Source organism: Bariatricus massiliensis, from assembly GCF_900086725.1.
Taxonomy (GTDB): Bacteria; Bacillota; Clostridia; order Lachnospirales; family Lachnospiraceae; genus Allocoprococcus; species Allocoprococcus massiliensis.
Genome location: NZ_LT574836.1, coordinates 943839 through 957048 on the forward strand (window position 1 = coordinate 943839; position 13210 = coordinate 957048).

The following is a 13210-nucleotide window of genomic DNA, read 5'->3' on the forward strand; positions in this document are numbered from 1 at the left end:
ATTTACCCTCCAATCGACTGCCGTATTTTCACGAAGTAAATACGGCCGCCACCGCAATGGTGAGCAGGAACAGAACCGCTGTGGTGAACACTACCTTCAGCAGCATCTGGTATCCATTCCCCACACTTGCCAGCGCCTCCACGATACGTTTGTCCGATATAGGCTGAATCAAGGCTGCCATCAGCTTATACATGATTGTCAGCATTCCCATATTCAAAATCGGTATGATACAGATACCTACGCAAACCAGGGCTCCTGCCAGACCAATACCATTTTTCACAAGAACAGCTGTACCCAGAATGACCTCTGTCACCCCGCCGATTGCATCACCGATTCCCGGTATGACCTCCACGCCCTTTGTAAATGCGCTCCTCTTCACCGAATCTACCGCCGGGCTCAACAGTCCCTGAACCACACTGATTCCTGTAATACAGGCCAAAAGTGTCTTCAGGCTCCATCCGACCAGAAGCTCTAAAAGTTCTGCAAATTTGGATAGATAGTCCTCCTCCGCAAGAAAATTAAGTACCCGCATCATCAAATATACATGGATCAGTGGAAGCAAAAAATGTAGAATTACAAGTTCCACGAGATAAATTAAAAACAGTACGATATTATAAAATGCTACCGCAGAGACACTTCCTGTCGATATGGCCATGCAGATAAAGTATGCCGGGCCTAGTACACGCATAAATGTCACTATATTTTCAATCCCTGTACTTACGACGTCCACAGTCTGGGTAAAGGTGTGCAGACAGGCAGTTATCAACAATATATAGACGATATAAAAGCTGATATCTGCTATCTGCCTGTTCTGAAAAACACTGGAGAAATTGCTGAAAACCGCGGCTACAATCACAATCAACAGCAGATACATCATCGCTGTCTTATTAGATTTCACTACATAAAACAGACTGTCTGTCACAAAATCTCCGATTAATTTTGGCGATATGGTCTCCCCGTCATCCAACAGGGCCGCTAATACATCTCCAAACCGCACTTTCTTATCAGGAAAAATTTCTTTCAGTACCTTGTCGATTCCTTTGACGTCTACTTCTTTCAAGACCTTATCCTCGGTCTGGGACTGGATATCATTAAATTCATCTTTCGTCATGATATCCTTCTCCTCATCCGTACTCCCACCCTCCTGCGTCTCGGTTCCAGCTTTTTCATCAGCCGAGACCGGAAACACCGGGAGCAGCAGCGCCGCCAAAAGAATCAGCAGCCCCCATTTCCAATATTTTTTTTTCATATTCTGCTCCTCAGCTCAGGAATTCCTGTATTGTCTGAAGCAGCGCTGTCAGAACTGGCATACTGAGCGCTAAAATACTGAGCTTGGCAAAGATTTCAATCTGGCCTGCAATTGTCTGGTACCCCGCATCCTTACAGATGCCGGAAGCAAATTCTGCCAGATAGGTAACCCCTAACATTTTAAGCATCGCGTTGATATAGGTACTGTCTATCTTGATGTATCCGCTTATCGTATTTATCGTATCTACAATGACCGAAAGCCTTCCACTCATACAGAAGAAAACGACCAGACTGACTGCGATACTTAAATAGATACCGTATTCACTTTTACCGCTTTTGAACTGCAATGCGAGAAGTGTGCCGAACACACCGAGCAAGGCAATCTGGATAATGGTCATCTGTCCCGCCCCCTTCCGGTTACAACGCAAACAGCCTGCGGATATTCTCGAACAGGTCATAAACATATGGTATAATCCAGAACAGAACGAGTAGAAGTCCCGCGAAACTTGTCAGGAACGCCTGCTCCTCTCTCCCGCTGTGTTTGAGGACCTGACTTAATACAGATACCAGAATACCAACCGCGGCTATTTTAAATATCAGATTTACACCCATTTCAGCCTCCCGTTTTTGAACTATACCAAAATAATAACAAGAAATACTCCGCCGGCCGCTCCCAGACAGGCAGCGACCCGGCGCTTCTCCTGAAGCCCCGCAAGCAGCGCCTCTCTTCTCTCCTCCAGCTTTTTACCGTACCAGGAAAGAGCCGCCTCCTGCATGTGGATATCGAGATATCCCATCTGACCGCCTAGATTCTTAAGCTCCGTCCACTCTTCCTCAGTCAGCAGTAGTTTTTTCAAATGATTTTCCACCGCCTCACGCCAGAGGATTCCCAGCGTTCTCTGGCCCTTTTGCTCCATTTCTTTAGCCAGAGCGCGCAGCCATCCTCCATATGGTTCTCCCAGCCGCCCGCCCACCCTTTGGAAGACCTCCGTGAGGGGCGCCTTTGTATATGTGATTTCTCCGCTTATCTGCCAGATGATCCGGTTCAATTCTTCCAATTGTTCAATATGGCGCTTGTAGTCCAGACCCGTACAATATCCATAGGCATAGGCTCCCGCCATAATACATATGCTTCCCACAATTTTTAGGAGCATAAAAGTTTCCCCCGTTCGTTATAGACTCCCTGCAAGCTGCCGGTACGCCCCATGGGGCCCAGTACAATATAGCGTTTGAAATATTTCCCCTCCCAGTAATGCTTGAACAGTGGCTTTTCTCTTATCTCTTCCAGCGATGTCCCGTGGACGGTCGCCAGCATCGTCACGCCACAGTGCATGGCATAAGATACCGCCTCCACATCATGTCTTGTCCCAATCTCATCCACAGCCAGAACCTGCGGCGACATGGACCGTATCATCATCATCATCCCTTCTGCTTTTGGACAGTTGTCCAAAATATCTGTCCTTTTTCCTATATGGTTTTGTGGCACACCTTGAAAACAGCCTCCTATTTCGGAACGTTCATCTACTACCCCCACATTCATCCCTCTTAAGTATTGATTCCCGTCCGATATCTGCCGGACCATGTCCCGCAGCATGGTTGTCTTCCCACAGCCGGGAGGAGAGATGATCATCGTATGGCAAAGCTCCCCCTTCTCCAAGACCATGGGAAATACCACATCCGCACAGCCGGAAATCTCATGGGAGACCCGGATGTTAACGGAAGATATGTACTGAAAATTCCTCACATGCCCTTCTTCTGGTATGATCTTTCCCGAAATACCTACCCGGTGCCCACCGTCTATAGTAAGGAATCCCTGCCTCATCTCATGCTCATAGGCATAGAGTGAATAGTTCCCTATATATTCCATGGTCTCCCGCAGCTCCTCCTTTGTAATCAAATGAGAGAACATCATCTCCCTGCCCTCATACCGGACATACAAAGGCTGTCCCTCCCGGAGCCGTATTTCCTGCAGCCGTTCAAAATCCAGTCCATTATTCAAAAGAATTCCTTTTATTTTCCCTGCCAAAACACATAAAATCTGTTCCTTTTTTTCACGTCTCATCTTGTCCACCTCTTTAGACAATATATGGAATGAGGTTTTATTTTAGAACCGGAAAAATTTGTATTGACAATTCTATCTAAACAAGGTACTGTAATAATTGTTAGTTCATTTACAAAAATATGAAGAAAAGGAGGTAACGTTATGAACAGAATGACTAATGCTTTACATTTAGAATATTATTTTTCGTATGCAGTTACCTCAGGAGATATTTGCATGATTTAGGACGTACTCTATTCACGTTCTAAATAATTTGCGCGCAGAGTCCATGACAGCATACGCTGTCATGGATTTTTTTTCTTGTAATATAGGAAACTTCGTTCCCTATGTTACAAAAACCCTCCGGGGGATGCACACAATGTGCAGAGGAAAGCTGCTTCGCAGCCGCACATTGGCGCGCAAAGTGTACAAGTCCCTCATGGGTGAGGGATATAGGGAGTTGAAGTGGACTTGTCCACTTTATTTAAGAACTGATTAAAGGGGGATTTTAGTTGAAGAAATTATCACACTATGTAATGAAACATATCTGGGGATATCTTATCGCTGTGCTGTGCCTTATCATTGGCGTAGCGCTGGATATGCTCTCGCCTCAGCTGACCAAGCGTATTATCGACGATGTAATCGGAGGCGGGGACCTGCCCCTTCTCAAATACCTTCTTGCAGGTATTTTAGCTGTGGGGGTGGGCAGATGCATTTTCACATACTTTAAGGAATACCTGTTTGACATTATAGGCGCTAAGATAAGCGCCAATATGCGGAACGACCTGTTCCGTCATCTTCAGGGGCTGTCCGCAGATTTTTATGACAGGAACAATACCGGGGAATTGATGGCAAGAGCCAAGGATGACGTTGACCGTATCTGGGACGGCTTGACTTATGTAGGAATGCTGATCATTGAAGTCGTCGTACATACCACGCTGGTGCTGACCTGCATGTTCCGCCTGAATGTAAAACTGGCCTTGATTCCGGCGGCTGCCATGTTGTGCTGCGGTACACTGGCTATTTTTCTGGAAAAGAAGCTCAATAAAATCTATGACGAAATCAGCGAGGAGAACGCTGTGCTCAACACCGTCGCAGAAGAAAATCTGGCCGGGGTACGCACAGTGAAGGCATTCGCGCGGGAAAAATTTGAAATCAAAAAGTTCTTGTCACACAACAAACGCTATTACGAGTTGAATATGGAGCAGTCCAGAGTATTTGTTAAATACCACCCACTGTTTACCTTTATCACAAAGCTTCTGCCCCTGCTTGTGCTGCTGGCCGGAGGATATCTAGTCATACAGCAGGAACTCACGCTGGGCGCGCTGGGCGCATTCATAGAATATTCTATGAATATCGTCTGGCCGATGGAAATGTTGGGCTGGCTTACCAACAGCCTCTCGGCCGCAATTGCGTCCAACAAGAAGCTGAAAAAAATATACGCGGAAACTGCCTCTATCAAAGAGCCTTCCGCTCCCATTGTACTCCCTCATATCCAAGGGAAAATCACTTTTTCAAACGTTGGTTTTAAAAGAGCGGGTACGGAGATTCTGAAAGATATCAGCTTCTCTGTAGAGCCGGGGGCGACCCTTGGCATCATGGGCGCTACCGGTTCTGGGAAGACATCGGTCATACAGCTTTTGCAGCGGATGTATGACTGTACGGAAGGTGTCATCCTGCTGGATGATGTTGATATCCGCAGGCTGCCACTCAGAGACCTACGAGGCAATATTTCTGTAGTCATGCAGGATGTCTTCCTCTTCTCCGATACAATTCAGGACAATGTGCGACTCGGGAAACAGGAGCTTTTGGATTTTGAGCAGGTGAAGACCGCCTCTCATGCGGCCATGGCAGGCAGCTTTATCGAGCGTCTCCCCGATGGGTATGACACGATTATCGGTGAACGCGGGGTAGGTCTCTCGGGCGGCCAGAAACAGCGCATCAGTATCGCACGCGCACTCGCTAAGAATAATCCAGTCTTGATACTGGATGACTCCACCTCAGCTCTGGATATGGAAACGGAACAGATGATTCAACAGACGCTGCGGAATCTTAAGAATACCACTAAGCTGATAATTGCCCACCGCATCAGCGCTGTCCGCCACGCAGATGAAATTATATTTTTGGAGAACGGGCGCATTGCAGAGCGGGGGACCCACGAAGAGCTTCTGGCAGCCAAAGGACTTTACTACGAAACCTATCAATCACAATACGGTGCATTCATGGAGGTGATGTAATGCCCATTAATTCTTTTAAGGAAGATGAAATAAGTGTGGACGCAGGGAAAACAAAGACCCTGCTCCGCCTGTTCTCTTACCTTTTAGCGTATAAAAAGGAAGTTATTTTTGTACTTGTCATTATGGCCTACTGCGTGGGGGTGAATCTTGTGAACCCCCTGATTATCGAAGCTGCCATTGATAAGTATATCAGTGCGGGGAATTATCCCGGGCTGTTCCGGCTGATACTGTTCGCCCTGATTCTGAACTTTTCGATGGTCATGTTCATCAAGCTTCGCATGCGTATCATGAACCGGGTGTGCAACAGTATTCTTGTCACAATAAGACAGGAACTATACACACATATTCAAACCTTAGATTTTCATTTTTTTGACAGCCGTCCAACGGGGAAAATACTCTCCCGTATCATCGGAGATATCAATTCCTTGAAGGAAGTGCTTGGCAACAGCGTGACCACGCTGATACCTGACTTTATTACCATATGCGCCGTTGTAGTCATCATGGTAATCAAAAATCCGGTGCTCACGGCCGCCTCCCTCTGCTCGCTGCCAATCATGGGCGCCTGCATGTGGTTTATCCAAGTATTTTCCCACAAAAGATGGCAGGTGTTCCGAAAGAAATCAGCGAACTTAAACGCCTTTCTTCATGAGGACTTGTCCGGCATGCGCATCATTCACAGCTTTACGGCCGAGCAGGAAACTATGAATACTTTTCAACGTCTCGTGGAAGAGCACCGGCTCTCATTCAACAGCGCCGTCCGGCTGATGGACGCTATGGGCTCGGCCATTGACCTCTGCTGGGGCATCGGCTGCGTTGCTCTTTATTATACAGGAATCGTCATCATCGGCGTCTCTAAAGTATCTGTCGGCACGCTGATTGCGTTCGGCAGCTACATCAACATGTTCTGGCGTCCGATCATGAACCTGAGCAACTTTTATAACCAGCTGATCACGAATATCGCGGCGGCGGAACGTATTTTTGAGATACTGGATACCCCTTCCGAGATAACCGATGAAAAAGCGGTAAAGGAACTTCCCACGATCGACGGAAGTGTGACCTTTGAGAATGTGACCTTTGCCTACTCAGACGCGCCCGACATCAATGTATTAGAGAATGTAAGCTTTCACATCGCCCCGGGGGAGACCATTGCTCTGGTAGGGCCGACAGGGGCCGGCAAGACGACTATCGTCAACTTGATCAGCCGTTTCTACAACGCCACCAGCGGAAGAGTTCTGGTAGATAACTACGATGTACAGACCGTGACCCTTGAATCTCTCCGCTCACAGATGGGGATTATGACACAGGACAATTTTTTATTTACCGGAACAGTGAAGGAAAATATCCGGTATGGTAAATTAGACGCCACCGACGAGGAAATTGTGGCCGCGGCTAAGGCAGTGAATGCCCACGACTTTATTATGAATCTTGAAAAAGGCTACGACACGATTTTAAGTGAGCGTGGCGGTGGATTGTCCGTTGGGCAAAAACAGCTTCTCGCTTTCGCCAGAACCTTTGTCTCCATGCCCCGAATACTCATTCTGGATGAAGCCACTTCCAGCATCGACACGAAAACTGAATTGCTGGTACAGGAGGGAATTCAAGCGCTCTTAAAAGGAAGAACCTCTTTTGTCATCGCCCACAGGCTGTCCACCATCCAGAAGGCCGACCGTATCTTCGTCATAGACCAAGGCGGCATACTGGAAAGTGGAAGCGCAAAAGAACTTCTCGCTAAAAAAGGAGCTTACTATCATTTGTATATGGCGCAGTTCGGCGCAGAGATTTAAGGAAGAAAAGGAAGAAATAGTGAAAAAACACTCACTATTTCTTCCTTATTATGATAATACCTTTTCCATAAGATACACACCGTCTTCATTTGCCTCTTTGTTCTTAGACATATGCCGGTATCCCATTTTTTCATAAAACCCAACAGCGGTTATCGATGCATGCAGTTCTACTCTGTCTGAACAGCTAAAAAGCGTGTCCTTTTCCAGTGTCTCCAATATCATTCTACCCACACCACGTGCATGATACTCCGGCATTACGAAAATAGCCAGAAGAATACACGCATTCAGGCTACCCTCTATGCACTGGACCGTACCTGTTCCCACAATCCTGCCCTCGTCACCGACAACATATGTATGTCCCTGCCGTGAAATGCTGATTACCTTTTCAGGGCTATATCCGTCGGCCAGCTCCCGCATCTCCTCCTCCGGATAGTCCTTAATATTCACCTCCAGAAAATTCCGTCTGATCATATCGGAGACTTCCTTTGCGTCCCCAGCCTCAAATCTTCTCACAATCATGTGCATCCCCCTCCCTCACTGCCGTATAGTATATAGTCTACCCTTTCCCAGTTCGGGAGGCAAGAAATTTTTTACACTTACTCCCATTTGAAATATTTCACAGCAATCACGGTGCATGCAACAGCGACCACCCCCATGATACAAATTTGTGCCAGCACGCTGTCCGCCGGATGTCCCAGCGACGCGGCCTTCAAAAGTTTTATTCCCTGTGTGAGAGGCATGACATCCGCCACTCGTTTCAGTGTTGAAGGCATTACCTCATAGGGCAGCGTGGCGCCGGAAAGTATAAGCATTGGAAAATACAGTATGCATGCAATGACGCTTGCAATTTTTGTGTCCGGTGAGACTCCCCCGACCAACATGCCAATACTGAACATTGACACAAGAACTAAAAGGTAACCTCCCAGAAAACGAAACAAATCTCCTCTGAATTGGTAACCGAAGAATAGTTTTGCCGTAAAATACAGCAGCATCAATGAAACAACTGCATATAAGGTGTAGATGGCCACCTGCACTACTAATATCATCGCCGGACTTACCGGTGTCACTTTATATCGCTTCAATATACCTTTGCTGCGATAATCTGATACGACCAGCGGCAGTCCCATGACACCGCCTGCACAGATAGATATGGTTGCCAGCGCACTAAAGGACTGTTCTAAGAAGGTATAGCCTGCGTCCGGATAAGCCGGTCTATTCCCGTAGATAATCCCTTGAATGATCAACACTACCAGTGGGACACAGATGGCAAAGATGAACATATCCATCCCCCGCAGCGATAATTTGATTTCCGTCTTCAGCATCGTTCTAAATGTTTTCATTCTTCTCCTCCTCTTCCGTGTACCAAAGATAAGCGTCTTCTAAATTGTCAAATGGACTGTCTTTTACTGCGTCCGATACGGTTCCCTTAAATACGGCGTTACCCTTTTTTAATATGCAAATCTTGTCGCATAGAGCTTCTACCTCGTCCATAAAATGTGAAGTCAAAAAAATAGTCAGCCCCTTTTCTTTGAGCGCGGACAACATTTTCCATACCTCACGCCGTGCTTTGGCGTCAAGTCCGGTTGTCAGCTCATCTAAAAACACTACGTCAGGTTTTCCAATCAACGCAAGCACGATAAACAATCTCTGTCTCTCTCCTCCTGACAAGTCTTTGACGAGGCTTTTCTTCTTATCGTCGATCTTGAACTTTTTTAACAGTTCAAATGAATCCTCCGTTTCACGGTATAAGGATTCCGTAACCTCGCAGAGCTCCCTTACAGTTATTTTTTCCTGATAGCTGCTCTCCTGAAACTGAACTCCCACCCTTTCAAACAGACTTTTACGGTCTGTATATGGATTCATGCCAAGAATGGTAACCTTTCCCTCATCTGCCTTCTTTGTTCCTAAAATGCACTCAATTGTGGTGCTTTTTCCGGCGCCGTTGGCTCCGAGCAATCCAAATATAGTTCCCCTCTCCACCGTCAATTCCAATTTGTTTACCGCTGGCCTGCCGGCATAACATTTGGTAAGCCTGTTTACTTTTATGATTTCCTTCATACTTCTGCCTCCTGTTTTTTATTGACATAAAAAGAATACCACCAAAAAAAACATTGGTGGTAAAGTGGAGGGTTTAAGAAAATTTATTTTTCATATATTCTAATCTGCTGATTATCTGCTTTGCATTGTACTCCGCTTCTGAAAGAGAGGTGATGAGTTTATCGCACACGGCAATGATATCTTCATCCGGTTTCGGTGTATCCAAAACCTTTTTAATGTCGGCCCCGGGATCTGCGGACAACCGGTTGAGCATACGGAGAATGGACTCCAGTGAATAATTGGCGCACCGAAGGGAGCGGATGACTTTTAGACGGCTGATGTCCTCGCTTGTGTAGACCCGGTAACCATTGGACTTCCTCCTGACAGTCAGCAGTCCGTTCATCTCCCAATTTCGCAGAGAATCCATGGATATCTTTAGCAGCTGTGAGACTTCTCTGCGTTTTAACAGACATCCGTCTTCCTGCGAGGAACCCCGCAGTATCTGGTTCACTATTTTGACAGCCTCCTCTGCGTTGGCCCGCTCCTGCTTTACCTGCGTCAAATATTCCTTTGTCAGTTCAAGCGCTGTGTCAAACTCGCCCTGCGCAGACTGTTTGACCATACGAATCATTTTCTTGCGCAGGCCATTTTGCAATATCTCGATTTGGAATGCCAGACGCGCCAAACGGAATTGTTCTATATGAAACTCTGTAAAAACACGATAACCATTCTCTTTCCGCGCAGGTCTGGGTATCAATTCCAGCGTTTCGTAAAGGCGCACCGTATTGGGATGTATCCCTATAATTGCCGCAACTTCCGCAGTTTTATAAGTCTTCATTATATCTCCTCCTGTTATAATAATAAGTATACCATACGTAGAAAGTCTGGTGTTATAATGGAGGGTTTCCATACGGAGGCCATTCTCTTTCACTATAATTGTTTCTTATCAAATATGGCTGCAGAGCCAATCAATGAGGCAATTAAAAGTCCTCCGGTGATCAGAGTCGGCGCCATGAAGTCTTCTATCCTTTTAATCCCCTCCAGTAGTTCCATGCTGGATGAGACGAGCATAATCGGATTATACTTTTGTGCAGAGGGCAGGATATTGATTATGAACATCATCACTACTAAAAAACCGGTAAACAGCAGAACGGTATAGCTCCCTCTAAACAGCACACCGCCGAGGAGGGTCACTGCAATCAGCATCACTCCAAAAAGCCATACAAAAGCTGCCGCCGCGCCAAGTCTTGGTGTCCGCTCATCCCAGAAAAAGCGTGTATACCCATAGGAAATACCAAAGCAAAGCCAATACGCCCCGCTCCACAGTAAGGTGGCTGTAAGAAACTTTGCCATAATAACACTCCTTCTGGCAAGCCCCTTTGTCAACACGAGTACCAGCGTCCCCTTCGACCATTCGGAAGCCATCATTCCGCTGAACACGATCACTACGATGATAAGCCCCATCTGAGGCACATTTTTGAAAAACTGCATCCATGAATCCAGCGCCTTTGGAGCCTCCAGAGCGAGCGTCATTCCTTGCGGCAGAAATTGTTCCATAATTTCCGGCATATACTTGGCCGTAAGCGGGCCTATGACTCCTAAGAGAAAAAATACAGAGCCGAGAATAAGGATTTTATATGTCCTTATCATTTCACAAAATTCCTTTTTAAGAAAAGCTGTCATACCTCTCATTATATTACCTCCAAAAACAGTTTTTCAAGGGACGGCTCCACCACCTCGGTGTGGAGCGGCTCCAAATGCTGTGCCTTCAGCACAGCCAGCACTTCTTCCTGCTTTTCCTTCGGGAATTCCATCATAACTTTATCCTGCGCATATTGCTTTTTAAGCGCTTCCATTTCACCCGAAAGCACTATTCTGCCCTCGCTTAGAACCCCCACCCGGTCGCAGATACGCTCTACATCCGTCAGAATATGGGTCGAAAAAATAACAGTTGTCCTGCCCTTCAATTTAAAAAGAATATCAAGAATTTCCTTTCTCCCAACCGGATCTAAAGCAGAGGTGGGCTCGTCACAGATGAGCAGTCTGGGATTCCCCAGCAATGCCTGCGCGATGCCCAGTCTCTGCTTCATCCCTCTGGAGTAGCCTCCCACACGTTTTTTATTGTCTGTAAGTCCCACAAGCTCCAGCAGCTCAGCGCTGCGCCTGCGGATTTCACCCGAGGCAAGGCCTGCTATCTCTCCGCAAAGCCTCAAATATTCCGACGCTGTCATATAGCTGTAGAACTCCGGCACATCAGGAAGATAACCGGTAAACCGGTTCGTCTTCGTCTCCCCGTAGGATACCGATTCTCCAAACACCTGTATCTTTCCTGCGTCCGGCTTCAAAAGCCCCAGAATCATCTTCATTGTCGTCGTCTTTCCTGCGCCATTCTTCCCGATAAATCCAAAGACAGAATGTTCGGGAACAGAGAACGATAACTCACGTATCACTTCTGTCTCGCCAAATTTTTTCTTCAGCCCCTCAATTCTCAATGCCTCCATTATTCCTCACCTCTTCCGAACAGGAAATAGACAATCGGGCCAATGAACTGGATAAATAATACCACGAAAATCCACACAACCTTGTTTCCAAATTTATAATGTGGATGTCTTATGACGTGTACGAGCGCTGTAATTGCCAGCGTTAACTCAACCGCTATGACCGGAAGCAGCACCGGAAAATACTCAACCAGCAAATCAAAATTATTATTCATGTCCATTTTCCTCCATTTTTAATTTTCCTTTAATTTTTTTCACTATGAACTCATATCTTTCATCCCCCGACAGCACTGCAAAAAGCGGGTTCTCTGCGACGGCCTGATAAATGCTTTCTTTCACCAGATGGGCGTCGCGGGGCGCCGAATTCCCCAGTTCTAATTCCTCTATCCAGCCCTCTACTCTGTCAAAAAAAGAATCTCCGTGAAGTTCAAGCGGGAAAAAATAACCTACCATGTCTGCGTACCGCTCTAAATACTCCAATGTCTTTTCCTTCTCTCCCGCCCCTATATAGAACTGCGCAGCCGCCAGATAAATTAAAGCCATGGAATTAGGGTGCAGCTTATCTGCCTCAAATATCTTTTCCAGTTGAAGCGCCCTGTCAAGAAGCATTTCCACCTTTTTAGGCCTCGATGTCTCCGCAGTTATAAGCTGGGGAATCTGCCCCAGCATCCCCATCAGATACTGATATAGCATAATCTCCTTTGTCCGTGCAGCCGCCTGATGATTCCCCAGCATAAGATACGCTTGTGCTATCAAGTCGGCATCCTGCATCAAAGGCCTTATCTTCTCACCCAGAAGCTCCAGCACCTCAGCCGGCCTGTTCTGCATGAGCAAAACCGTAGCTTCTCCATATTCCGACTCTTTCGCAAGCCCCGGGTCCTGACATTCTATCTTGCCCCTTTGGAATAGTCTCCCCGCTTCCGCCAACACTTCATGCTGACGTTCAGAAGAATCTGCCAGCATATGATGATTAAGATACAAATACGCCATCAAAAATAAAAACGGAAAACAGGCATAATATTTTTTCACCATCTCCTGACATTCTTCATAGACCTCCTCAAAAGGCTTATGTGCGAACTGCCTGCAAAAATATCTATAAGTTTCTCGAATATCCGCCGCCTCCATCTGGGGCTCATATCCTATCAGCTCATCCACGCTGATGTTAAAATAAGCTGCCAGCTGCGGCAGAAATGTAATATCAGGATAGCTCTGCCCCGTTTCCCTTAGTTAAAGATATTGTTGGGTATCTCAAGATGTGTCATTCGATTTTGCCGATAAAGCGGTAGAAGATTTCCACTTCCTGTTCCCGGCTTCCGTCCTCACTTTTGACCGCTTCATGGACAAGGATTTTTTCAATCAGCGTATTCA

General features: G+C 46.5%; 16 protein-coding genes. 2 read left to right on the forward strand and 14 right to left on the reverse strand.

Annotated elements, in window-relative coordinates; translation table 11 throughout:
• Positions 1–28: 28 nt before the first annotated feature.
• From BN6465_RS06110 to spoIIIAA, 5 genes are read right to left on the reverse strand one after another with little or no spacing between them, the layout of a single operon-like run.
• Positions 29–1249 carry a stage III sporulation protein AE gene (locus BN6465_RS06110; RefSeq protein ID WP_066732666.1) on the reverse strand — a complete coding sequence of 407 codons (1221 nt, stop codon included), beginning with the start codon at positions 1247–1249 and terminating at the stop codon, positions 29–31.
• A gap of 10 nt (positions 1250–1259) precedes the next feature.
• Complete coding sequence (locus BN6465_RS06115) at positions 1260–1646, reverse strand: SpoIIIAC/SpoIIIAD family protein (RefSeq protein WP_066732668.1); 387 nt, start codon at positions 1644–1646, stop codon at positions 1260–1262.
• Between the two features lie 19 nt (positions 1647–1665).
• Complete coding sequence (gene spoIIIAC / locus BN6465_RS06120) at positions 1666–1860, reverse strand: stage III sporulation protein AC (protein ID WP_066732669.1); 195 nt, start codon at positions 1858–1860, stop codon at positions 1666–1668.
• A gap of 20 nt (positions 1861–1880) precedes the next feature.
• Positions 1881–2402 (reverse strand): stage III sporulation protein AB, encoded by a 522-nt coding sequence (locus BN6465_RS06125; RefSeq protein WP_066732671.1) that lies wholly within the window; start codon positions 2400–2402, stop codon positions 1881–1883.
• Positions 2393–3310, reverse strand: a complete 918-nt coding sequence (gene spoIIIAA / locus BN6465_RS06130) for a stage III sporulation protein AA (RefSeq protein ID WP_066732673.1) — start codon at positions 3308–3310, stop codon at positions 2393–2395. The genes BN6465_RS06125 and spoIIIAA overlap by 10 nt, the downstream gene beginning before the upstream one ends.
• A 488-nt stretch (positions 3311–3798) precedes the next feature.
• Here spoIIIAA and BN6465_RS06135 point away from each other — a divergent pair, with 488 nt between their 5' ends.
• Both BN6465_RS06135 and BN6465_RS06140 read left to right on the forward strand, forming a co-directional pair.
• Complete coding sequence (locus BN6465_RS06135) at positions 3799–5523, forward strand: ABC transporter ATP-binding protein (protein WP_066732677.1); 1725 nt, start codon at positions 3799–3801, stop codon at positions 5521–5523.
• Complete coding sequence (locus BN6465_RS06140; RefSeq protein WP_066732679.1) at positions 5523–7307, forward strand: ABC transporter ATP-binding protein; 1785 nt, start codon at positions 5523–5525, stop codon at positions 7305–7307. The genes BN6465_RS06135 and BN6465_RS06140 overlap by 1 nt, the downstream gene beginning before the upstream one ends.
• A gap of 48 nt (positions 7308–7355) precedes the next feature.
• Here the strand turns inward: BN6465_RS06140 and BN6465_RS06145 are convergent, their stop codons facing one another.
• The 9 genes from BN6465_RS06145 to BN6465_RS20115 all read right to left on the reverse strand — a co-directional run.
• Positions 7356–7826, reverse strand: coding sequence for a GNAT family N-acetyltransferase (locus tag BN6465_RS06145; protein ID WP_199882794.1), 471 nt, complete (start codon positions 7824–7826; stop codon positions 7356–7358).
• Between the two features lie 77 nt (positions 7827–7903).
• On the reverse strand, positions 7904–8647 hold the full coding sequence (locus BN6465_RS06150; protein WP_066732683.1) for an ABC transporter permease: 744 nt from the start codon (positions 8645–8647) through the stop codon (positions 7904–7906).
• Positions 8634–9365, reverse strand: coding sequence for an ABC transporter ATP-binding protein (locus BN6465_RS06155; protein ID WP_066732685.1), 732 nt, complete (start codon positions 9363–9365; stop codon positions 8634–8636). The genes BN6465_RS06150 and BN6465_RS06155 overlap by 14 nt, the downstream gene beginning before the upstream one ends.
• 73 nt (positions 9366–9438) lie before the next feature.
• Positions 9439–10182 (reverse strand): MerR family transcriptional regulator, encoded by a 744-nt coding sequence (locus BN6465_RS06160; RefSeq protein WP_066732687.1) that lies wholly within the window; start codon positions 10180–10182, stop codon positions 9439–9441.
• Between the two features lie 92 nt (positions 10183–10274).
• Positions 10275–11036, reverse strand: a complete 762-nt coding sequence (locus BN6465_RS06165) for an ABC transporter permease (RefSeq protein WP_066732689.1) — start codon at positions 11034–11036, stop codon at positions 10275–10277.
• Entirely contained in the window at positions 11036–11845 is an 810-nt protein-coding gene (locus BN6465_RS06170) for an ABC transporter ATP-binding protein (protein WP_066732691.1), read from the reverse strand. The genes BN6465_RS06165 and BN6465_RS06170 overlap by 1 nt, the downstream gene beginning before the upstream one ends.
• Positions 11845–12057, reverse strand: coding sequence for a PLDc N-terminal domain-containing protein (locus BN6465_RS06175; RefSeq protein WP_066732694.1), 213 nt, complete (start codon positions 12055–12057; stop codon positions 11845–11847). The genes BN6465_RS06170 and BN6465_RS06175 overlap by 1 nt, the downstream gene beginning before the upstream one ends.
• Positions 12050–12967: a hypothetical protein gene (locus BN6465_RS06180; protein ID WP_066732699.1), complete on the reverse strand. Its 918-nt coding sequence runs from the start codon at positions 12965–12967 to the stop codon at positions 12050–12052. Before BN6465_RS06180 ends, BN6465_RS06175 begins: the two co-directional genes overlap by 8 nt.
• A 133-nt stretch (positions 12968–13100) precedes the next feature.
• Positions 13101–13210 (reverse strand): DUF4368 domain-containing protein (locus tag BN6465_RS20115; RefSeq protein WP_154670189.1); only part of this gene is annotated, 110 nt, incomplete at its 5' end.

Coding starts and splice junctions, on each gene's coding strand:
- BN6465_RS06115 (WP_066732668.1), bottom strand. CDS start 1,646: ATGACCATTATCCAGATTGCCTTGCTCGGTGTGTTCGGCACACTTCTC.
- BN6465_RS06125 (WP_066732671.1), bottom strand. CDS start 2,402: ATGCTCCTAAAAATTGTGGGAAGCATATGTATTATGGCGGGAGCCTAT.
- BN6465_RS06170 (WP_066732691.1), bottom strand. CDS start 11,845: ATGGAGGCATTGAGAATTGAGGGGCTGAAGAAAAAATTTGGCGAGACA.
- BN6465_RS06145 (WP_199882794.1), bottom strand. CDS start 7,826: ATGATTGTGAGAAGATTTGAGGCTGGGGACGCAAAGGAAGTCTCCGAT.
- BN6465_RS06160 (WP_066732687.1), bottom strand. CDS start 10,182: ATGAAGACTTATAAAACTGCGGAAGTTGCGGCAATTATAGGGATACAT.
- BN6465_RS06165 (WP_066732689.1), bottom strand. CDS start 11,036: ATGAGAGGTATGACAGCTTTTCTTAAAAAGGAATTTTGTGAAATGATA.
- BN6465_RS06175 (WP_066732694.1), bottom strand. CDS start 12,057: ATGAATAATAATTTTGATTTGCTGGTTGAGTATTTTCCGGTGCTGCTT.
- spoIIIAC (WP_066732669.1), bottom strand. CDS start 1,860: ATGGGTGTAAATCTGATATTTAAAATAGCCGCGGTTGGTATTCTGGTA.
- spoIIIAA (WP_066732673.1), bottom strand. CDS start 3,310: ATGAGACGTGAAAAAAAGGAACAGATTTTATGTGTTTTGGCAGGGAAA.
- BN6465_RS06180 (WP_066732699.1), bottom strand. CDS start 12,967: ATGGAGGCGGCGGATATTCGAGAAACTTATAGATATTTTTGCAGGCAG.
- BN6465_RS06155 (WP_066732685.1), bottom strand. CDS start 9,365: ATGAAGGAAATCATAAAAGTAAACAGGCTTACCAAATGTTATGCCGGC.
- BN6465_RS06110 (WP_066732666.1), bottom strand. CDS start 1,249: ATGAAAAAAAAATATTGGAAATGGGGGCTGCTGATTCTTTTGGCGGCG.
- BN6465_RS06140 (WP_066732679.1), top strand. CDS start 5,523: ATGCCCATTAATTCTTTTAAGGAAGATGAAATAAGTGTGGACGCAGGG.
- BN6465_RS06150 (WP_066732683.1), bottom strand. CDS start 8,647: ATGAAAACATTTAGAACGATGCTGAAGACGGAAATCAAATTATCGCTG.